21 protein-coding genes and 1 tRNA gene are annotated in these 20,666 nt (G+C 65.4%); 7 read left to right on the top strand and 15 right to left on the bottom strand.

Translation table 11 applies throughout. From position 1 onward, the window contains the following. Window positions 1–69 precede the first annotated feature (69 nt). Window positions 70–717, top strand: coding sequence for a hypothetical protein (locus QOH60_RS12650; RefSeq protein ID WP_526420734.1), 648 nt, complete (start codon window positions 70–72; stop codon window positions 715–717). Between the two features lie 4 nt (window positions 718–721). Here QOH60_RS12650 and QOH60_RS12645 read toward each other — a convergent pair whose 3' ends face one another. Then, the gene (locus tag QOH60_RS12645; RefSeq protein ID WP_526420732.1) at window positions 722–1,435 is read right to left on the bottom strand and encodes a VIT1/CCC1 transporter family protein; all 714 of its coding nucleotides are present in this window, start codon (window positions 1,433–1,435) and stop codon (window positions 722–724) included. A gap of 100 nt (window positions 1,436–1,535) precedes the next feature. Between QOH60_RS12645 and QOH60_RS12640 the strand changes: the two genes are divergently transcribed. Beyond that, window positions 1,536–3,500 (top strand): acyl-CoA dehydrogenase family protein, encoded by a 1,965-nt coding sequence (locus tag QOH60_RS12640; RefSeq protein WP_526420730.1) that lies wholly within the window; start codon window positions 1,536–1,538, stop codon window positions 3,498–3,500. 9 nt (window positions 3,501–3,509) lie between these two features. On the opposite strand, the gene QOH60_RS12635 is transcribed toward QOH60_RS12640, so the two are convergent. Both QOH60_RS12635 and QOH60_RS12630 read right to left on the bottom strand, forming a co-directional pair. Continuing rightward, on the bottom strand, window positions 3,510–4,154 hold the full coding sequence (locus QOH60_RS12635) for a cutinase family protein (protein ID WP_526420728.1): 645 nt from the start codon (window positions 4,152–4,154) through the stop codon (window positions 3,510–3,512). A 57-nt stretch (window positions 4,155–4,211) separates the two neighbouring features. Then, the gene (locus tag QOH60_RS12630; RefSeq protein WP_526420726.1) at window positions 4,212–4,856 is read right to left on the bottom strand and encodes a cutinase family protein; all 645 of its coding nucleotides are present in this window, start codon (window positions 4,854–4,856) and stop codon (window positions 4,212–4,214) included. Window positions 4,857–5,091: 235 nt separating this feature from the next. Between QOH60_RS12630 and QOH60_RS12625 the strand changes: the two genes are divergently transcribed. After that, the gene (locus tag QOH60_RS12625; RefSeq protein ID WP_526420724.1) at window positions 5,092–5,520 is read left to right on the top strand and encodes a hypothetical protein; all 429 of its coding nucleotides are present in this window, start codon (window positions 5,092–5,094) and stop codon (window positions 5,518–5,520) included. Between the two features lie 16 nt (window positions 5,521–5,536). Here the strand turns inward: QOH60_RS12625 and QOH60_RS12620 are convergent, their stop codons facing one another. From QOH60_RS12620 to QOH60_RS12595, 6 genes are all read right to left on the bottom strand, one after another. Then, window positions 5,537–5,986: a YbjN domain-containing protein gene (locus QOH60_RS12620; protein WP_526420722.1), complete on the bottom strand. Its 450-nt coding sequence runs from the start codon at window positions 5,984–5,986 to the stop codon at window positions 5,537–5,539. A gap of 4 nt (window positions 5,987–5,990) precedes the next feature. Then, entirely contained in the window at window positions 5,991–7,583 is a 1,593-nt protein-coding gene (locus QOH60_RS12615) for a tetratricopeptide repeat protein (protein ID WP_526420720.1), read from the bottom strand. Then, window positions 7,580–8,278: a hypothetical protein gene (locus tag QOH60_RS12610; protein WP_526420718.1), complete on the bottom strand. Its 699-nt coding sequence runs from the start codon at window positions 8,276–8,278 to the stop codon at window positions 7,580–7,582. The genes QOH60_RS12615 and QOH60_RS12610 overlap by 4 nt, the downstream gene beginning before the upstream one ends. Further along, window positions 8,275–9,927: a peptidoglycan-binding domain-containing protein gene (locus QOH60_RS12605; RefSeq protein ID WP_526420716.1), complete on the bottom strand. Its 1,653-nt coding sequence runs from the start codon at window positions 9,925–9,927 to the stop codon at window positions 8,275–8,277. Before QOH60_RS12605 ends, QOH60_RS12610 begins: the two co-directional genes overlap by 4 nt. A 140-nt stretch (window positions 9,928–10,067) precedes the next feature. Next, window positions 10,068–10,844 (bottom strand): SDR family NAD(P)-dependent oxidoreductase, encoded by a 777-nt coding sequence (locus tag QOH60_RS12600; protein ID WP_526420714.1) that lies wholly within the window; start codon window positions 10,842–10,844, stop codon window positions 10,068–10,070. Between the two features lie 54 nt (window positions 10,845–10,898). Further along, a tRNA-Asn gene (locus QOH60_RS12595) sits at window positions 10,899–10,971 on the bottom strand. 120 nt (window positions 10,972–11,091) lie between these two features. On the opposite strand from QOH60_RS12595, the gene QOH60_RS12590 reads away from it, so the two are divergent. Next, the gene (locus QOH60_RS12590; RefSeq protein ID WP_526420712.1) at window positions 11,092–11,349 is read left to right on the top strand and encodes a hypothetical protein; all 258 of its coding nucleotides are present in this window, start codon (window positions 11,092–11,094) and stop codon (window positions 11,347–11,349) included. Here the strand turns inward: QOH60_RS12590 and QOH60_RS12585 are convergent. From QOH60_RS12585 to QOH60_RS12575, 3 genes are read right to left on the bottom strand one after another with little or no spacing between them, the layout of a single operon-like run. Further along, window positions 11,346–11,618 (bottom strand): DUF7155 family protein, encoded by a 273-nt coding sequence (locus QOH60_RS12585; RefSeq protein ID WP_526420710.1) that lies wholly within the window; start codon window positions 11,616–11,618, stop codon window positions 11,346–11,348. The two genes, QOH60_RS12590 and QOH60_RS12585, sit on opposite strands and share 4 nt — an antisense overlap. Before the next feature lie 10 nt (window positions 11,619–11,628). Continuing rightward, the gene (dnaG, locus tag QOH60_RS12580; RefSeq protein ID WP_526420708.1) at window positions 11,629–13,548 is read right to left on the bottom strand and encodes a DNA primase; all 1,920 of its coding nucleotides are present in this window, start codon (window positions 13,546–13,548) and stop codon (window positions 11,629–11,631) included. 40 nt (window positions 13,549–13,588) lie between these two features. Beyond that, window positions 13,589–14,839 carry a deoxyguanosinetriphosphate triphosphohydrolase gene (locus tag QOH60_RS12575; RefSeq protein WP_526420706.1) on the bottom strand — a complete coding sequence of 417 codons (1,251 nt, stop codon included), beginning with the start codon at window positions 14,837–14,839 and terminating at the stop codon, window positions 13,589–13,591. 59 nt (window positions 14,840–14,898) lie between these two features. Between QOH60_RS12575 and QOH60_RS12570 the strand changes: the two genes are divergently transcribed. After that, window positions 14,899–16,974, top strand: coding sequence for a TPM domain-containing protein (locus QOH60_RS12570; protein ID WP_526420704.1), 2,076 nt, complete (start codon window positions 14,899–14,901; stop codon window positions 16,972–16,974). A 74-nt stretch (window positions 16,975–17,048) separates the two neighbouring features. Here the strand turns inward: QOH60_RS12570 and QOH60_RS12565 are convergent, their stop codons facing one another. Continuing rightward, entirely contained in the window at window positions 17,049–17,936 is an 888-nt protein-coding gene (locus QOH60_RS12565; RefSeq protein ID WP_526420702.1) for a type IV toxin-antitoxin system AbiEi family antitoxin, read from the bottom strand. 163 nt (window positions 17,937–18,099) lie between these two features. Continuing rightward, window positions 18,100–19,479 (bottom strand): glycine--tRNA ligase, encoded by a 1,380-nt coding sequence (locus QOH60_RS12560; RefSeq protein ID WP_526420700.1) that lies wholly within the window; start codon window positions 19,477–19,479, stop codon window positions 18,100–18,102. Between the two features lie 59 nt (window positions 19,480–19,538). Between QOH60_RS12560 and QOH60_RS12555 the strand changes: the two genes are divergently transcribed. Both QOH60_RS12555 and QOH60_RS12550 read left to right on the top strand, forming a co-directional pair. Next, entirely contained in the window at window positions 19,539–19,877 is a 339-nt protein-coding gene (locus tag QOH60_RS12555; protein WP_526420698.1) for an ArsR/SmtB family transcription factor, read from the top strand. Further along, window positions 19,874–20,275: a Fur family transcriptional regulator gene (locus QOH60_RS12550; protein ID WP_526420696.1), complete on the top strand. Its 402-nt coding sequence runs from the start codon at window positions 19,874–19,876 to the stop codon at window positions 20,273–20,275. Before QOH60_RS12555 ends, QOH60_RS12550 begins: the two co-directional genes overlap by 4 nt. 3 nt (window positions 20,276–20,278) lie before the next feature. On the opposite strand, the gene QOH60_RS12545 is transcribed toward QOH60_RS12550, so the two are convergent. Continuing rightward, the gene (locus QOH60_RS12545; RefSeq protein WP_526420694.1) at window positions 20,279–20,662 is read right to left on the bottom strand and encodes a hypothetical protein; all 384 of its coding nucleotides are present in this window, start codon (window positions 20,660–20,662) and stop codon (window positions 20,279–20,281) included. Between the last annotated feature and the right edge of the window lie 4 nt (window positions 20,663–20,666).

Here is a 20,666-nt window from a genome sequence, read left to right as displayed (position 1 = left end):
GCCACGACGAATAGGTTGGCAAAAACCGGCGGTCACGGATGGGCCGTGGCCGAAGCAAGGGGAGGTCTCATGAGCGTTGTCAAGAGCCCGCGCATCGCGCTGGGTATCACGGCACTGGCCGGCCTCACGGCCCTCGGCGGGGTGGGCGTCGTGTTGGGCAACGACGGCTCAGCCGTCGATGCAGCCGGAGCGTCGCAGATGCACATCACGGGCGTCGCGACCACGTCGTCCAAGAGCAGCAGCTCCACAAAGAGCAGCTCGAGCAGCTCGAGCAGCGAAGACGAATCGACTTCGTCGTCCAGCTCAAGCAGCAAGCCGCCTACCGGCGGCGGTTCGGCCAAGCTGATCAGCCTGCTGCCGCCCGGCTTCACCGCGTCAAACTGCTCCGACGCCGACCAGCCCGTCCAAGGGGCCTCTGCGACCGTCGATTGCGGCAGCAACCCCAACGGCCCTGACGCAGGCCGGTTCGCCCTCTTCTCGAACAAGACGGCACTGAACCAGTCATTCCAGCAATTCGCTTCTGAGGATCAGTTGCAGCCGTGCCCGGGTATGAGTGACTCACCATCTCAGACGTCCAAGGGCATGATCGCGTGCGGTACGTACCAGAACGAACCGGATCTGATCTGGACCGACAACGGAAACCTCATGCTCGGCGACATCACTGGTAGCAGCATCCAGGCGATCTTCTCGTATTGGGGATCCAGCACCGGCGGCTAACCCGTCAGACAGCTGAACCAATAAGCGATCCAACAAGATACGTTGCGGCGATGGCCGCTGCGCCGAACACCAGCTGACGCGCGGACGCCCACCAGATCGGCTTGCCGGTGAACCGCGCGGCAACCCCGCCCGCGATCATCAAGCCGACACCACCGCACGCCAGTCCAGCGGGCAGCGAGTCGAAGCCGGCGAGGTAGGGGATCAGCGGGATCACCGCGCCGATCGCGAACAAGACGAACGACGAGATCGCGGCAATGCGCGGCGAGGGCTTCTCCCGGGGGTCGATGCCGAGTTCGGAGATCATGTGCAAGTTGATCGCCTGGGTCTCATCCCGGTGGATCTCCTTGGCCGCCTCCGTTGCCGTCGTCTCCGACATTCCCATCTGGACAAGCATTGCCACCAGCTCGTCCATTTCGGCTTCCGGATGTGCCCGGAACGCCCGCCGTTCAAGACGGACCTCGGAATCGATTTGTTCGTTGGCCGTGGTGACCGAGGTGTACTCACCGAGTGCCATCGAGAATGAGCCAGCCAGCAGTCCCGCAATCCCGCTGAGCAGCACAGCATGGGCGTTGGAGGCGGCGGCCACACCCGCGATCAGCGCGGTGTTGCTGACCAAGCCGTCCATCGCGCCGAAACTCGCCGCCCGCAGCCATCCGCCGGACACGTCGCTGTGGGTGTGGTCGAACTCGTGCGGCAGGCCGGCGGCTGATGATGTCATGACGCAGATTCAACGCCGGTGGCCAACGCCGCAACCGTTCAGGCAAACCTTCGTTGGTAGAGCCTTGCCTAACTGACGCCTTGGCGGGTTACCGTCGGGTATGACGCTGACCGAGTCCTCCCCCGTGATCTCGCCCGACCTCGCCTCGCATCTGCGTACCACTCTCGACGGCCGCTGGCAGGCGGTGAAAGACCGGTGCCGGGAGCAACTCTCGGGCGAGGCCTTCCGCCCGCACTACACGCCGAACACGGTGATCGCGCGCGCCAGAGCGATGGAGCAGATGAAGATCGTCGCGAGCGGGGGTGCCGCCGAGAACGGCTTCCGCAAGGAGCACGGCGGAACCGGCGACGTGGGCGCAGCCGTGACGTTGATCGAGATGACGGCGATGTCGGACCTCTCGTTGACGGTGAAAGCAGGCGTGCAGTGGGGACTGTTCGGCGGCGCGATCGAAAACCTCGGCACCGAGCGCCATCACGAGGCATATGTGCAGAAGATCATCGACCTCGACCTGCTCGGCTGCTTCGCGATGACGGAGACGGGCCACGGCAGCGACGTCCAGTCGCTGGAGACCACGGCGACGTACGACAGGGACACCGACGAGTTCGTCATCGACTCCCCCACCAAGACCTCACGGAAGGACTACATCGGCGGCGCAGCCGAAACCGCAAGGATGGCAGCGGTTTTCGCGCAGCTGATCACCGCCGGTCCCGACGAGGAGCCGGAGGGGCGCGGCGTGCACTGCTTCGTGGTGCCGATCCGCGACGACGAAGGCAATGACCTGCCCGGCATCACGACTTCGGACTGCGACTACAAAGGTGGTCTGCCGGGGGTAGACAACGGGCGGATCATGTTCGATCACGTCCGGGTCCCAAGAAACAACCTGCTCAACAAATACGGCGACGTTTCCGAGGACGGCACGTACACGTCGCCGATCGACAGCCCGGACCGCCGGTTCTTCACGATGCTCGGCACGCTGATCCGCGGCCGGGTGACGGTCGGTGGCGCCGCGGCGGCCGCCGCTCAGGTGGCGCTGGACATCGCGACGCGATACGCGTTGCAGCGCACGCAATTCAAGGATCCAGAGGATGGGAAAGAAGTCCTGCTGATGGACTACCTCGTCCATCAGCGTCGGCTTCTGCCCCTTATCGCGGCGTCCTATGCGCTGCGGTTCGCGCAGAACGAGCTCCTCGGCACACTCCACGAGATCCAGACCACGGAGATACCCGACCCGGAAGAACAGCGTGAGCTCGAATCCCGTGCCGCCGGATTGAAGGCCGCGAGCACCTGGCACGCAACTCGCGCGATCCAGGAAGCCCGAGAAGCCTGTGGTGGCGCAGGCTATCTGGCCGAGAACCGGCTGATCGCGCTACGCGGCGACACTGACGTCTTCACCACATTCGAGGGCGACAACCACGTGCTCATGCAACTGGTCGCAAAGCAGCTGCTGACCGCATACGCCGACGACATCCACAGCATGAGCCCGATCGAATGGGTGAAGTTCGCCGTGAACACCGCCGGTGATCGGGTGGTGAAACGAACTCTTGCGCAAGCGCTTTGGCAGAGGCTCATCGATACCCGCCAAGACAACGAGGAAGAAGGCAGCCTCTTCAACCGGGGAACCCAGATCGAGATGTTCGAGGAACGTGAGGATTACCTGCTGTCGACGGTCGCCCGCCGCCTGCAGAGGAGATCGGACGAGATGGACCCGTTCGACGCGTTCAACGAAGTACAGGACCACGTGCTGCACGCGGCCAGCGCGCACATCGACCGAATTATCCTGGAGGCCTTCGTCGCCGGTGTCGAGTCCTGCGAGGACGACGAGGCACAGCGGGTCATGAGCATGGTGTGCGACCTGTACGCGCTGTCGGTGATCGAGCAGCACAAGGCGTGGTACACCGAACACGCTTACCTGTCGACTGAGCGCGCGAAAGCCGTCACACGGGGTATCAACGAACGCTGCCGCACGCTGCGGCCGTACGCACAGGCTCTTGTCGACGGCTTCGGAATTCCCGAACAGCTGCGCGACGTGCCGATGCTGCATCCGGAGCTGATCGAGGAGGCCTAGCTCGGCCGGCTACTGGACGCGAGAAGCGACGAAGGTCGCAGCCTGGTCGGTCAACCCGGCTGGCGCGTACAGCATATGGGCGAAGATGTTCGTGCCGTCGGAGCAGATGGGGTCGTCGGGAACGCACAAGTCGATGGTCTTGGGTACGAAGAGCGGGCCGATGGTTAGCGGGCCCATCGAGAGTGAATCTGCGAGAGCGCTTTTCGGAGTTCCAAACAGCGCGACCGCGGCGACGTGGTCGGCCGTCGCGGGCGGCAACGACTGGGTGAGCTTGTCCATCACGGCGGCGCCTTGCGAATACCCGCCAAGGACAATCATGGTCTGGGGGCAGTTCGCGACCGTCGACTCAACGTGAGCGCTCGCGTCACGCGCGCCGGCGGCAATGGAGTTCGCGTAGTCGTCGCTGGCCGGGTAGTTCACTGCGTATGCCGCGCCCGTCTTCCGGGCGTCAACCTGTGCGCGCAGTGAATCGAGGAAGGGCTGGCCGACCCCGCCAACCCCGGCAGGCTCGTTGGTGCCGCGGGCGAATATCACCTCGACGTCAGAGCAGGGGGAAGCCGCTGCGGCGGGAGCACCGCCAATCGCCGTCAGCGACGACAGGACCACCGCCGCAGCGACAAAACCAGCAAGTCGGAGTCGGCTCACAATGCGCATGTTTGATTTATATCTCGCGATGGCGATTTTGTAACAATGCGCCAATCCGTGTCTTCATTAGACGCGAGAGGCGACGAAGGTGGCGGCCTGGTTGGTCATTCCAGTCTGTACATAGAGGATGTGCGCAACGAAATTCTTTCCATCCGAGCAGAGCGGATCGTCGGGAACGCACAAGTCGATGGTCTTGGGCACGTACCGCGGACTGATGGCCGGCAGCGGCCCGCTCGAAAGCGTATCCGCGAAAGCACTTTTCGGGTTTCCGAAGAGCGCGACCGCGGCGACGTGGTTGGCCACGGCTGGCGGCATTGTCCCGCTGATCACGTCCGTGACCGTCGCGCCTTGAGAATACCCACCCAGGACCAACCTAGTGTTGGGACAGCTCGCCGCCATGGATTGGACGTGTGTGCTTGCGTCACGAGCGCCTGCGGGAACGGAATTCGGGAAGTCATTGCTGGCCGGGTAGTTCACTGCATAGGCACCGATCGACTTCCCGCCGGCCTGTGCGCGCAGCGAGTCGACGAAGGCCTCGCCCACCTCGCCGAGCCCCGGCGGCTGGTTGGTGCCGCGGCCGAAGACCACTTCGACGTCGGGGCATGGCGCCGCGGCCGCGTCAGGAATGACGACCGCTGCGGTCACCGGCAACGACGTGACGACCACCGCAGCGAGAAATCCGGCTGTGCGGCGTGATGACGAAGCGCGCATGCACACTTATCGGCCGCGGACAGGAATTTGATACACCGCGGCCGTCGGGCGGGCCGGCTTAGTGCTCGGTGTTGGTATGTCCCGTATTCAGTCTTCCCGGGCTCGGCTGGGTAGCTACTCATGAAGCCCATGGGTTTGGCCTCGGCCGCTTGGTCTTGGCCTTCAGACAAGCATGCCGCCGCGACGCATTCTGCGGAAGAGGTCGGTCACCTACAGCGTGGAGAAGGCAAACCCTGTGAAGTTGCTGTTGGTGCTGGTTGCGGCCTTAATCGTGGCGTGCAGCAACTCGCCCGGCCCCACGAGCACGTCGGCGAAGCCGACCTCGCCCCCCGAGACGACGGCGTCGCAGCGTCCGCATCCGAAATCTCAGCTGACCGGCGCGACGCTGCCTGACGGCTCCTTCGACAACGCAGAGGGCAAATACGGTGGGACGACGGAGTACTGGTCCGTACCCACCGCTTACGACGACACCGTGCAAGATTTGCGCAATCAGCTCCCGATCAATCGCGACTTCGGAGACCTCACATGGTGCGCCGAGAAAATCGACGACGACGCGACGCGATCGACGTGGGGTGACGCAGCTCAACTGCTCTACGTCGGGGTCGAGAAGGGTGGACACGTCAGCATCAGCCGCGCACCCGACCCGAAGGGCTGCACGCACTAGTTTCGGCGCCGAAACCTCAGAGCGCGAGGCGTTCGAACGCCTCCAGCACGTCGTCGCCGGCGGCGACGCTCTTGAACTCTGCCAGGCAGCGGTCGACGGTGAGGACGTTGCTGTAGACCAGTCCCCGGCACAGTCCTTCGGACAGCTCAGCTCCGTCGGAGAGGAAGACCATCGTCCGGAACACGATCTCGCCGGTGTCGATGTCGAGCTGGAAGGCGCCGGTGAGCAGACGCCAGTTCGTGCGAACGATCAGCCGCATGACAGCGTCGCGATGCTGCGGCTCGACAGTCACCGGAAGGATCGACTCGAACGCAAGCTGTCCGAACGGGTCATACGGCCGCGCCCGGCAGTCCCATTCGTCATCGGTGCCGATGAACCGCGTGCGGATGCACGGCAGGGCATCGAACGTGTCCGGCGCCACGGGCCAGCCGTCACCGGACAGGAACGTCAGAATCTCCTGAAACATCTGCTCACTCCGTCGTCTCGCCGAGTTCGTCCGTCAGCACCAGCCGCAGCGCGCGAGCCTCCGAGAATCCAGGCTCGAGTTCCAGCGCCTTGCTCACCCATTCCATCGCCGCCCGCAGATCGTGCAATCCTCTGCGCGCCACTGCCATCGAGAACGCCGCCGGTGCACTGTCTGGGTGTTCCTTGACTGACATCTCCAAGAAATCGACCGCGTCCGCGAACTGCTCCATCGCGGAGAAGCCGAGACCCACACAGAGCGCCATGTCGATCGGCTCACCGATCGGAAAGTAGTTGTCCCACACGCGCATCAGAACTCGCTTGACCTCGGCCCGCATCACATCGAGCACCGACGGCAGGGCTTCGAGCAGTCCGGGCAGAAACTCGACGAACAGTGCCGGGTCGAAGCGCGACAGTCGCAGGCTTGCCATCATCGCATCGATCGAGGGCAAGGCTGAGGCGCTCAGCAGCGGGCGGATCGTGAAGTAGTTGTCGGGGCCGATGTCCAGGAGCTGGTCCTGCACAAGGCATTCGAACTGCGCCCGGTCGTCGAGATCGCCCTCGACGAACGCGGCAACCACCAGGCTGCGCGCCGGCTCACGCGGCAGGATGGCCGCGCCGCCGCGCATCCGCACCCACCGCGCGAGGAAGTCGAAGTTCACCATCATCGAGAACCCACCGCCGTGCGGCACAACTGCCGGGTTCGGCTGCGAGCACAGCTCGACCGGTGTGCAGTGGCCCTTGTCCGCGACCAGCGCGCACGTCGGCCCCGACGTCAGCGAGGCGAGGAAGTCCAGGCACTGCAGGCCGCCCACCGGCACGAGAAGCGAAGTGTCGTCCAGCATTTCGCGGTAGAACGCCAGGACGTCGGCGATGTCTTCCTGCACTGGTCCGCACGGCATCGTCTCCCATGCCACGTCGAACACCGGCTCTCCGTCGGCCATTTTCTCGGCGTCATCCGGCAGGCGGACGCGGCTTTCCAGAAGCTCACCGCCGCGGACGGCGAAGCCGTCGTGACGCAGTGTGTCGAACACGTAGTTGGCAACTCCCAGCACCGGCCCGTGCAGCGATCCCGGGCCGAGAGTGCGACCCGACACCGCGAGCTGCAGCGGCTGGGGCCGGTCGGCGTCGAGCACGGCGAAGTCGATCAGGCCCTCCTCGACCAGAGCGCGATAGGACGGGTTCCCCATCCACGACGCCACCCGGTCCGCCGAGAAATCGGTGAGCACATACGTGAACCGCATGCCCGGCGCCAGCTCGCGCAGCTGGCGAACGAACAGATACGCGAACCGGCCTGCGCCGCCGCCGAACTCGACGATGTGGGCGATGTCGTGTTCGTCGCCGACGCCCGGTGTCGGTGTTGCCGAACGCAGGAAAGCGACCGCGAGGCGCGCGTACGTATTCGCGATGCGGGGGTTGCTCGTGATGCCGTGCGGGACGGTCGCTGTACCCCAGATGTTCGCCGAGTCACCCGCGTAGAACCGTCGTTGATGGTCCCACAGCATCGACTCCGACAGTCGTCGCGCGGGGCCGTGCGTGCCTGGCGGTGTGCCCAGCAGAGAGGAAATCGATTTCCCAGGAAGTGAGTCTGTTTGAATCATTCTGCCATCCAACTGAATTCGGTCCCACGTAAGACTCCGTCACCAAGCGTGTCCACCTCGGGCGTGCCAACGGTGACGGTGAGAAAGCCGCCCTTGCGAGGGGGTCTCACGCCGAGGTCGTCTGCAAGTGAGAGTTCCCAGCCAGGGCCAACGAGCCCGGATGCCCCGGAGGCGTCGACGGTGTGCGTGGCGCTATCGACGATGGCACTGTCCCGATCGAACAGGGTGGCCTGAACGGTCAGTGTCGCCATCCGCGTTGTCAACGGTCGGGACCCGACCTGCCGCAGCCGCGCGCTCAGCGGCGAACCACTAACATCCAGCTCGATTGCCGCGAGCGGGCTTTCGGCGATACTCTCGCGTAACTCGAGCAGTAGCCGGTATAGCTCGGCGTAGCCGGGCGGCGCTTGCGCGCCGGAGCTGAGCACGAGATCCGGCAGGTCGTCGGCGACAAGTTGATCGGTGGCGCTGCTGGGCGGAATCGGTCCGCCCGCGGGTGCGGCTGGCGCGCCGGCATCCCGGGCGGCGGTTAGCGCGCGCTCCAATGCGGCGCGTTCGGACCCAGACAGCTCGCGGGCGAACGTGCCGACCCGATGGCCGGCGGTCTGCCAGCCGGTGGCATGACCGTCGTCGCCGATCTCTATGCCGGACGACTGCGGAGGCCGCCCGGTCGTCGTCTGAGTCAGCCGGACAGTCATCGGCGCTCGGCTATCCACTTGTCGGCCTTGCCGGTCTGCAGTGCCCACTCCTTGGCCAGCAGGTTGACAAACGGCTGAACGTGCCGCGGTTCGATCGGATGCTCGTGAGCGGGCGCGGCCTTGCCGCCGCTGCCCTTGGCGGGTGTGGTCTCCATCGTCCCCATCAGGCTCCGGTTCGAATACAGGAACGGCGTGACGCAGGCGGACAGGTTGTTCTGAAACCCAGGCACGCTTACGTCGTTGAACGCCTTCTGGATATCGGTGTAGATCGACGCGCCAGCGTTCGCCTTCGCGTACTCCTGGGCGGTGAGGCGGGAGAAGCCACCCTGCTTGGAGCCCAGTGCCGGGGTGATGACGGCTGCCAGGTTTGTGCCCCACCGCTTGTCGTTCTCTTTGTCGATAGGCGCGGTCAGCTTGTCGTCAAGAGGCAGCTTCGCCTTGATATCGCTGGCGACCTTGGTGGCCTGAGGCACTGTTCCGGTCGGGTCGCCAACGGCCGGTTCCTCGCCGGTGACGTTGATGTAGTGCTCCTCGATGCGGTTGTACTCGTCGGCCAGTCCGATGAGGTGGCCGAACTCGTGCGGCGCCATCGAGCGGCGGGTGTCGACGGTGTACCAGGTGCCCGAGTCGGACCGGCTCGTGGCGCGATCCTTCTTGGGCAGCTTGGGGTCGAACTGGAACACGTCTACTTCGTGGTCCTTGCCGCCGCGTTTGGCCTCGAAGTTGAGGTCCATTTTCTTCTTCTTTGGGTCGGAGTCGTTGACCGCCGCGAACGTCGACCAGATCTCCTTGATGTCGGCCAGCCACTGGTTGATCCGCCCGTCCACGTTCTTGTGCTTCTTGTGGAAGGTGATCCCGGCGGTAACGGTGAGCGCTGTCTTCGACAGCTTCCAGTCGAAGGCGGACCGAAGCCCGACGCCCTTGACGCCCTCGACTTCTTCCAGCCAGTCGAACTCGACGTGGCCTTGGGTGGCGGCGCCCGCCGCTTCAAGCTTGGTCCACGTGCCGACGTCGGCGATCCCGTTCGACGTGACCTTCGCACCGGTTTGGAAAACCTTGAGAGCGGCATCGGTCTTGGGTCCGAAGACGCCGTCGACAGCGAGCTTCTTGCCGATCGCCGCGCCGCTGTTGTTGAGCCGTTCCTGAAGCTCCTTGACCGCGACGCCCCTCGCGCCCGCTTTGAGGTCGGCATGCGTTCCGGCGGTCGGGTCCGACGGCACCTGGGTGTTGCCCGCGCCCACGACCACGGTGTCCGATCCGCTCACGTTGACCGACGGTGCCCTGGTGTTGAGCTGCTTCTCCGTCTCGCCGTCGACGATGCCATTCTCGGTGATCCCCGCGACGCCCTCTCCGATCAGCTTTTTCTGGAACGCCTTTGTCGCAGTCTCGGTTTGGGTATCGAAGTGGCCGGTGATGGCCAGCCGCGGAGTCGCACCGGCAGCGTTGAGCTGTTGCTGGATGACGCCGATGGCGTGGGAGTCGGGATCGCCCACCTTCGCGGCCCGCTGGACTGCGAGGAACGCAGCGACGGCGCGGTTTCCGACCTGTCGCTGTAGCTCGGCGACCTGATGGACAGGCGCACGCCGACGGGCGCCGGCAACTGGCGTGACCGTCGCAGGCATCGGGGCGCGACGCGCCCGATCGCTCATGACCGCAGCGTATGGCGTGTTTGCCACGACCGCACTAGTCGAAGGGCGATGGTGCACGAAGGGGAAGCGGGGTCTGCACCGTTACTCATCTCCCAGCTGTTGTGCAGGTTCGACGCCGTCGTGGTGGCGTGCCCAGAGAGTCAAACCCCGCGAACGCTGCCGCCGTCAATCACGTACTCGGCACCGGTGATGTAAGCGGCGCGATCCGAGACCAAGAACGCGACGAGCTCGCCGACGTCAGCCGGCCGACCAGGCGCGCCGAGTGGGATGCCGCCGATCGAGTCCATGATTTGCGTTCGTGCCTGGTCGAAGCTAACACCGTTGATCTGCCCGATTTCCTCGGCCATCCGGTAGGCCGACTCCGTCTCGATGTAACCGGGACAGACCGCGTTCACCCGAATGCCTTTGGGCGCCAACTCATTCGATAAACTCTTGCTGTAGTTGGTCAGCGCCGCCTTGGCGGCCGCATACGGAATCGAGGTCAGCAGCGGAGCGCGGCGCTGAATCGAGGTGATGTGCACGATGGCTCCGGATCCGCGCGTGACCATTCCGGGAATGATCCCGCGGTCCAACCGGACGGCGGCCAACAAGTTCGCGTCCAGTGCCGATTGCCAGTCGTCGTCGGTAAGTGCGACCGCCCCGCCCTCGTACTGCCCGGAGCCGCCGACATTGTGGACCACGATGTCGACGCTGCCGAGCCGTTTTTGCGTCTCGACGCCAAGTGCGACAACGCCGTCGGGCGTGCTCACGTCGGCCACCACGACGTCGTCGTAGGCGACGCCGTCCGGCACGGAACGCGCCGCGACCAGCACCCGCGCACCGCCGGCGCGCAGCCGCTCGGCGATGCCCTTGCCGATGCCCCGGGTGCCCCCGGTGACCAATGCGGAGCGGCCTGCCAACTCATCACGATCGACCATGCGGCAAGTCTGGCAGTGACCACCGACACCGCTTCACCAGTGTGCGAATTCTCGCTCCCCCGGGTGGACTCGAACCACCAACCCTTCGGTTAACAGCCGAATGCTCTGCCGATTGAGCTACAGGGGATCGCAACGGCGGGACGACTCTAGCGTACGAGACCGCCTCAACGCCAAGACGCGCCCGTCTCACACCGCCGTCACACATCAGGCAGGATGGGGGCCACGCACACAATCTGGAGGGGACATCGTGATCCGGTATGCCGTCGTCCTGGGCGTGGGATACGTCCTGGGAACCAAGGCCGGGCGACGCCGCTACGAGCAGATCGTCGGCACCTATAAGGCCGTGACCGGCAATCCCGCCACCAAAGCAGTGATCGACGCCGGACGCCGCAAAATTGCGGGCAAAGTCTCGCCAGACCCGGAAATGGTCACGTTGACCGAAATCGACAGCCAGACCACAGTGCTGCACCCGGAGACATCGACGGCCACGCCCAACCGCGCCTAGCCGATCGGGGCGGTCCCTTCGAACGACTGACCCGGCAGCAGTGGTCCGGTCGTCAGGCCCGGCCCGCCGGTGTCCGTCGAACCAATGCCGACCGGTGGAAACTGCGGTGCAGGTGCGTCCGGCGGGTCGATGCAGATGCCATCGTTGCGCGATCCCAAAAACGATCGGCACTGCGCATTGATGTCGGTGACCGGCGCAGGACTAGTCGTCATCGTCAACCCCGCTGCCGCTACGAGCCCGCCCAGGATCACGATCCTTCGTCTCGACATGACGCGCACCTTACGCGGTGAGGTCGTTCCCGTCTCCCGACGCCTGCTCAAGAAGGCTGCGCCGATACTGCTCCATCGCCACCAACTCGCCGAACAACGCGTGGTATTTGTCCGCCTGCTCGGCCGGCGACATGCGGTGCAGCTTCGACTTCATCTCGGCGATCTGACGCCCTACGGATACCTCCTGCAGACGGGCCATCACCCCACCGATGTAGCGGGGCAGCTTCTCGTCGTCGTCCACCCGGATGCTCTCCACTCCGAGCTCGGTCACGACGCCGGCCGCCGCGCCCGCGTGCTGCCGGACCGCGTCGAGCCATTCCGCGCCTGTCATTCCAGTCGATGTGCCGCCGGCCGACTCAATCGCGGCCCGCACCGCGGAGTACGCGGGGTGGGTGAAGTTATCCTGAGGCAGCGAATCGAACACCGGCCCGGCCAGCGCCGGGTACTGCAGTGCGCCCTTGAGTGCCTCGCGTTGGGGCCACAGCGTCGGGTCGGCCGGATCGGGCCGTTGCACGGTCTGGACCGTGGGCGGGTTGACACGCGGCGAAGCGCGTGCCGCCGTTGCCTTGACCGTGGCGTTGCGTCGGCCACCCTTGTGGCCGGCTTGTTCGCGCGCTCGCGAAATCACTTGTGCGACATCGTCCCAACCCACCCAGCCGGCGAGTTGGCGGGCGTACTCGTCGCGCAGCGTCGGGTCCTTGATCCGGGCCACCATCGGCACACACCGCCGCAACGCCCCGACACGGCCCTCGGCGCTTTCCATGTCCATCTCGGCCAACGCCGACCGGATCGCGAACTCGAACAGCGGGGAGCGCCTGGCCACCAGATCGCGCAGCGCGCCGTCGCCGGCCTTCAGGCGAAGATCGCACGGGTCCATGCCGTCCGCGGCTACTGCGACGAAAGACTGTCCCGCCAAGCTCTGTTCACCGTCGAACGCCTTCAGCGCCGCTGCCCTGCCGGCTTCGTCACCGTCGAATACGTAGATCAGTTCGCCACGAAAGAAGCTGTCGTCCATCATGAGTCGGCGCAGCATTCCGAGGTGCTCTTCACCGAACGCGGTGCCGCACGACGCCACTGCCGTCGTCACCCCGGCCAGGTGCATCGCCATCACATCGGTGTATCCCTCCACCACCACGGCCTGGTGCCCCTTGGCGATGTCGCGCCTGGCCATGTCCAGCCCGAACAGCACCGCAGACTTCTTGTAGAGCACCGTCTCCGGTGTGTTGACGTACTTCGCTTCCATCTGGTCGTCGTCGAAAATCCGACGGGCGCCGAAGCCGATGACATCACCGCCGCTGGACCTGATCGGCCACAGCAGCCGCCGGTGGAACCTATCCATCGGCCCGCGCCTGCCCTCACGGGACAACCCGGCCGCCTCCAGCTCCTTGAACTCAAACCCCTTGCGCAGCAGGTGCTTTGTCAACGTGTCCCAGCCCGACGGGGCGAACCCGCACCCGAAGCGCCGGGTCACGTCGGCGTCGAAGTTCCGGTCGGTCAGGTATTGGCGTGCCGGTGCGGCCTCAGCGGATGACAGGGCCTCGGCGTAGAACTCGTGGGCGGCCGCGTTCGCGGCCAGCAACCGGCTGCGGCCGCCCCGGTCGCGCTGCACGTTGGACACCGCACCCGTGTAGGTGATGGTGTAGCCCACGCGGTCGGCCAGCCGCTCCACCGCTTCGACGAAGGTGACGTGCTCCATCTTCTGCACGAACGCGTACACGTCGCCGCCCTCACCGCAGCCGAAGCAGTGGAAGTGGCCGTGGTTTGGCCGGACGTGGAATGACGGCGACTTCTCGTCGTGGAACGGGCAGAGGCCTTTGAGTGAGTCGGCGCCGGCCCGGCGGAGTTGCACGTAGTCGCCGACGACCTCGTCGATGCGGTTCTTGTCGCGGATGGCGGCGATGTCGCGATCGGAGATGCGAGTGCCAGCCACGGGGTTAGTTTAGAGCGCCGGACGGCCGGCGCGATCATGTTTAGGCGCGCTGCAGACGCTCCAACCGACCCTCTGTAAATGACGCGATCTGGTCGACGATCACCCTCAGCCGGTGCCCGTCGTCGATCGCCGCGTTGAACGCGGGAACGAACATCGGATCGAGGGTGGCCGGGGCGCCCGCGAGCAGCCAGTGGCCGACCTCGTGGATCCGCTCGCGCTGCCGCTCCTGCAGCCGAAGGTGTCGAGGGTCGGACATGATGAACTGCAGCGCCAGGATTTTCAGCACCGCGACCTCAGCGCGGACGAGATCGGGGACTCGTAGCTCGGCGTCGTAGCGAGCCAACGGGCCGGTGCCTGCCTCCTCGCGAGTCAGCGCGATCGCGGCGGAGGCGAAACGGCCGACAAGCTCGCTGGTCAGCCGCTTGAGCGCGGCCGATGAGGCAAGCGTCGCGTCGTACTTGCCAACAGCGGCCACCACGGGCAGCTGCGTCAGCCGCCCTGCTGCGCTCACGAGGTCGTCGGCCGCCAGGCCGCCGAATGCCGTCTCACCGAGCCGGCCGAGGGTCGCGGCGGCGTCGTCGTCGGCAAGCACCCTCAAATCGATCCGTCCGGAAATGACGCCGTCCTCAACGTCGTGCACCGAGTACGCGACGTCGTCGGCCCAATCCATCACCTGCGCTTCCAGACAGGGCCGGCCTTCTGGCGCACCGGCGCGCACCCACGCCAGCACGTCGGCGTCGTCGCCGTATGCGCCGAACTTGCCGCCGTCAGCGCGACGCAGCCATGGATACTTCGTCACCGCGTCCAGAGCGGCCCTGGTCAAGTTCAGCCCCGCGCTGATTCCTTGAGCGTCAAGCATTTTGGGTTCCAGTTGGGTCAGGATCCGCAGGTTCTGGGCGTTCCCCTCGAAACCTCCATAGTCGGCGGCGAGCTCGTCGAGCGCCTTCTCGCCGTTATGCCCGTAGGGCGGATGGCCGATGTCATGGGCGAGTCCGGCCATGTCGACGAGGTCCGGATCGCAGCCGAGCCCGACGGCCATCCCCCGGCCTATCTGGGCAACCTCGAGCGAATGGGTGAGCCGGGTGCGCGGCGTGTCGCTCTCCCGCGGCCCGACCACCTGAGTCTTGTCGGCCAGCCTTCGTAACGCCGCGCTGTGCAGCACGCGTGCGCGGTCACGCGCAAAATCGGTGCGGTGCTCTGACACCGTGCCCGGCAGCGCGGCGGTTTTGGGCGCCTCGACCACCATCCGCTCGCGGTCGTGCGCGTTGTACTGATGCTGTGTCGCGGTCACCGAAGCACAGTCTGCCAGGACCGTTCGTGTTCACCCTGCTTCGCACTAGATTGACGAGCATGCGCTGTGTCATCTGCTCTTCGCGCAAGTCGCTCATCGGCGCCCGTTTCTCTTCGCGCAAGCGGCTCATCGGCGCTCGATTGCTCGGCCTCATCCTCACGGTGCTCACCGCCGCCCTGCTCGTCGCGCCACAGGCAACAGCCGATCCGCCGTTCCGCCTCCCCGGTCAGATCACCGACCGGGCCGATGCGCTCACCACGGCGGGTCGCACTCAGGTGCAGACCGCGATCGACAACTTGTACACCCGCCAGCGAATCCGGCTGTGGGTGGTCTACGTCCGTGACTTCTCCAATCAGGACCCCGAAGAGTGGGCCCGAATCGCCTACCGGACAAGCAATCTGAGTGGCTATGACTCGCTGCTCGCGGTAGCGACCGACGCCAGGGCGTACTACTTCCAAGTGCCGACATCCGTCAGACTCAGCCCGGGTCAGGTCGACGACTTGCGGCGCAACGAGATCGAGCCGGCGCTGCGCAGCGGCGATTGGGCCGGTGCTGCGGTGGCGACGGCCGATGGCCTGAATACCGGCACTTCTCCAGGCAATACCGGCAATTCTGGGGGCGGCGTGTCCTGGGTGGGTCTGCTCGTCTTCGTTGTCGTCGCCGTTCTCGTGATCGGCGGTCTGCTGCTGGTGCTGCGCTGGCGCCGCCGTCGCAGGCGTGCGGCCGAGGCCGCTGCCGCCGGCCGCCTCGATCCCAGCGATCCCGACGCGCTTGCGACGGTCTCGATCGACGCGCTTGACGACCTCTCCAAGTCGATGGTTGTCGACGTCGACAACGCGGCGCGCACCAGCGGAAACGAGCTCGACCTAGCAGTCGAGGAGTTCGGTACGGCCAGAACGGAGCCGTTTACCCACGCCGTCGAAACTGCCAAATCCATTCTGGCGCAGGCCTTTAGAGTTCGCCAGCAGCTCGACGACGCAATTCCGGAGAGCTCCGATGAGCGGCGCGAGATGCTCACACGCGTCATCACTGCCGCTGCCGCGGCGGACCGCGAGCTCGATGCACAACGAGAGGCGTTCGAGCAGCTGCGGGACCTGGTGATCAATGCGCCCTCCAAGTTGGACTCACTGACCCAGCAGCTCGTGGATCTCACCGCGCGGAGTGCACCGTCGCAGGAGAAATTGGCTGCGTTGCACAAGGAATTCGACGACGCCGCGCTGGCATCGGTCTCAGGCAACGTCAGCACGGCTGCGCAGCGAATCACCTTCGCGGACAAGAACATCACCAGGGCCCGTGCGCTTGCGGATCATCCTGTCGCCGGTCAGCAAGGCGAGCTTGTCGACTCAGTGCGCGCGGCCGAATCCGCACTGGCCCAGGCACGGTCGTTGCTGGATGCCGTCGACAGCGCTGAGACCGACATCAAACACGCCGTGGCGACGCTGCCCGCGGCCATCGCCGACGTCCAGAAGGGGATCGAGCAGGCGGACGCGCAGTTCGGTCAAGGCAGTGTCCCGCACGCCGAGCAGCTCACAATTGCGCGCGACGCGGCGGCCACCGCCGTCGCCAACGCGCAGGCCAGCGGAGAGACCGATCCCCTCGGCGCGTTTACCCAGTTGACCAAGGCCGACGCGGAGTTGGACAAGCTTCTCGCCGACGTCGTCGAAGAGCGCGAGGCCGCCGCGCGGCGCGCCCGCACCTTGGATCAGGCGTTGTTCACGGCGCAATCCCGGGTGCGAGCGGTCTCGGATTACATCGACGCGCGACGTGGAAGCATCGGCCCGGAGGCGCGCACGCGGCTTGCGGAGGCCAGTCGTCAGCTCGAGGGTGCACAGGCCAGCCGCTCGACCGATGTGAACAAGGCGATTGCTTACGCCAATGGCGCGGCGGCGCTTGCTGCGCAGGCGCAGTCACTGGCCAACGACGACGTGCATCGGGCGCAGCGCAGCTTCGAGGGACGTTACGGCGATGGCGGCGGCGGATCGGGCATGGGCGCGATCCTCGGCGGGATCATCATCGGCAACATCTTGAGCGGCGGATCGGGAGGCGGGATGGGCGGCGGCTGGAGCCCGACCAGCTTCGGCGGCTCATCCGGCTCCTCGGGCGGCGGCTTCATGGGCGGCGGCGGCCGCTTCTAACCGCTCTTTCCTTTGGGCGCGAGCGTGCGTGTCTGCAGCCGACACGCCGGTTTTTTGAGCGATTTCACGCACGGTCACGCCGCCCGTGAGGACTTCAATTCGGCCTCGATGCGTCGTATCAAATCCCAGCCGCGTCGTCTCACGTCGTCATCAACGATCGACACGACTGACCAACCGACCTCGTGCAGCGCGGCCCGCTTCTGCCTATCGCGGCGAAAGGCGTCCGGGTCGCTGTGCCAGTCGAAACCGTCGTACTCGGCGGCCACCATTCGGTCGGGCCACGCGAAATCCACGCGCCACGTGCGGCCGTTCAGATCGACGATCTCGTATTGAAGTATCGGTTGCGGCAGGCCGCCGTCGATCATCACCAACCTCGCCTCGCTCTCCATCGGCGATTCAGCCTCTGGCGCGGCGAGTGCTATGAGCTCGCGGACATGCACGATGCCACGTCGACCGGCCTGCCGGGCAGCAGAGGACCGGAGTTGACGCCGGGTGCATGTCTTGCTGCGAAGCGCGGCGTCGAGCGTGGCCAAGGCACGTGGTCGACGCAATTGGCGCGCGACCTCCACAGCAGTCCAGTCTGGAGTCGTCGCGCGTCTGCCCTCGACAACGGTCAACGGTGCGCCGTCGCGCCGGTGCACCTTAAGGCCGTCCGAGTCGCGCAGCTGGTGTCCCACGGGATTGAGCACATGAAGGTCCGCACCTGCTTCTGTGTTGAATCCATGTGCGGCGGCGGCCGTTTCGAGGCAGACCGCGACCGGCTCGGCCGCGCGCAAGTCCAGGCCCCGCAGCCGCAGAGTGGTATCAGGTTCGTCACGGCTGTACACGCCCGGCCACACCTTAATCAGCTCGCCACGCCTGATGTTGATCTCGAGTCGGCTTCGACTCAACACGGTCAGCAATTGCGCAGTGGTAGCGACGCCACCCTGTCCAGTGAATAGCGCATCGATCTCATCGGACATGTAGAGATCGTCAGCCCGCATCTACAAAGTCGGGCCGCAGATACCCCGCGACTGTGGATGAGCAAGCAACTGTGAATAACCGCAGATTCGCGAACGTGCGCCGACTCCGCAAGATCACCGGCGTGTCGGCTGCAGACACGCACGCTCGCGGAAAAAGGCGGGGTTAGGAGCGGGTGAGGCGGGTGGCCAGATAGCCCGCGACGGCGTCCATCGGCACGCGCTCCTGCGTCATCGCGTCGCGCTCGCGCACCGTCACCGCGTGGTCGTCGAGCGAGTCGAAGTCGACGGTGACGCAATACGGCGTGCCGATCTCGTCCTGGCGGCGGTACCGCCGGCCGATCGCGCCCGCGTCGTCGAACTCGATGTTCCACGACTTGCGCAACTCCGCGGCCAGATCGCGTGCCTTGGGCGACAGATCGGCGTGCCGCGACAACGGCAATACCGCCGCTTTCACTGGCGCGATGCGCGGATCGAGTCGAAGCACGGTGCGTTTGTCCATACCGCCCTTGGCATTCGGCGCCTCGTCCTCGGTGTAGGCGTCGATGAGGAACATCATGACCATACGAGTCAGCCCGACTGCAGGCTCGATGACATACGGGTAGTAGCGCGTGTCGTTGGCCTGGTCGTAATACGCCAGGTCGACACCCGAGTGTTGGGAGTGTGCTTTGAGATCGAAGTCGGTGCGGTTGGCTACGCCTTCGAGTTCGCCCCAGGGATTGCCCTGAAAGCCGAACTTGTACTCGATGTCAACAGTGCGGTCCGAGTAGTGCGATAGCTTCTCTTTCGGGTGCTCGTACAGCCGCAGGTTCGCCGGGTCGATGCCGAGGTCGATGTACCACTGATGCCTGGTGTCGATCCAGTACTGGTGCCACTGCGGCGCCGTCGACGGCTCGACAAAGAACTCCATCTCCATCATCTCGAACTCACGGGTGCGGAAGATGAAGTTGCCAGGCGTGATCTCATTGCGGAAACCCTTGCCGGTCTGGGCAATTCCGAATGGTGGCTTCTTGCGGGTCGTCGTGACCACGTTGGCGAAATTCACGAAGATGCCCTGCGCGGTCTCTGGCCGCAGGTAGTGCAGTCCCTCCTCGGATTCGATCGGCCCGAGGTACGTCTTGAGCATCATGTTGAATTCGCGCGGCTCCGTCCATTGCCCTGGCTCGCCGGTGTCCGGATCTCGAATGTCAGCAAGACCGTTGGGTGGTGGATGCCCGTGCTTGGCCTCATAGGCCTCGATGAGATGGTCTGCGCGGTAACGCTTGTGTGTGATCAGGGACTCGACCAAGGGATCGTGGAACACCTCGACGTGGCCGGACGCCACCCATATCTCACGGGGCAGCACGATCGCGCTGTCGAGACCGACGACGTCATCGCGACTGGTGACAGTCGATCGCCACCACTGCTGCCTCAGGTTCTCTTTGAGCTCCACGCCCAACGGGCCGTAGTCCCAGGCAGACTTTGTCCCGCCATAGATCTCGCCTGACTGGAATACGAATCCGCGCCGCTTGGCTAGGTTCGCGACGGTATCGATGACGGAAGCCATGGGTTACCACCCTAGCGGGCATTCCATATGCATGACTTCGCATGTAATCTGGACGTCTAATGAAAACCGTTTCCAGTTTGGCGGAGTCTTTGGGTGGGGCTTCGACGCCGACGCGGGCGGTGCTCGACACCGCAAGTGACATTCTGCGGGCGCTGGCCGCACCGGTTCGCATCGCCATCGTGTTGCAGCTGCTCGAGTCGCAGCGATGCGTGCACGAACTGGTCGACGCGCTTGGGGTGCCTCAGCCGCTGGTGAGCCAGCACCTCCGGGTCCTCAAGGGCGCAGGGGTGGTCGCAGGCGAGCGGTCCGGCCGCGAAGTGCTCTACCAGCTCGTCGACCAGCACCTCGCGCAGATCGCGATCGCCGCGGTCACCCATGCCCAGGAGGAGCGCCCGTGACCGGAGCCGGCGTGCGCAGCACACGGCAGCGCGCGGCCATCACGGCGTTGTTGGAGTCACTCGACGACTTCCGGTCTGCTCAGGAGATTCACGACGAGCTGCGCCGCCGTGGCGAGAACATCGGACTCACCACGGTGTACCGCGCCCTGCAGGGGATGTCGGCCGCCGGCGTCGTCGACACGCTGCGCACCGACACCGGCGAGTCGGTTTACCGCCGCTGCTCGACGCACCACCATCACCACCTGGTGTGCCGTAACTGCGGTTTCACCGTCGAGATACAGGCCGGCGAAGTCGAGGCGTGGGCAGCAAATGTTGCGGTCTCACACGGCTTTTCGGACGCCAGTCATACGATCGAGATCTTCGGTATCTGCGGTGACTGCGTGACGAAGCGATCGTGACCGTTACTCGGTTAGCGCGCGCCGGACGTCGGCGCCAGTGGACAACACCAGAAGGATCAGGGTCAGCAGCGCATCGTCGGTAAGACCTGCACCGGGAAAGTTGTAGCGCAGCAGCACTTCTCCGATCCGCTTCTTCTCGATCAGTGTGACGGTGCCCAGCATGGTGTTGCGCGCATGCTCGGCGATCTTGGCCCGGACGCGTCGGTCCATCGGCACATCCCAGGCCAGGATCTGCGACAGCGAGATCAGCTCCAGCCCTTCGGCGATGTCCACCACGCGTAGCGACGCGAGGGTTCCGTCGTGCTGCACCGTCAGCGCACCGTCATCCTCCTCGGTGAGCGGCACAACGCCGTCGAGAGCCGCTTTGAGCCGGTCCCGCAGCGTCATTCGG

The organism is Mycobacterium sp., from assembly GCF_032159765.1.
In the GTDB taxonomy this organism is placed as follows: Bacteria; Actinomycetota; Actinomycetes; order Mycobacteriales; family Mycobacteriaceae; genus Mycobacterium.
This window is presented reverse-complemented; position numbering and strand designations above follow the sequence as displayed.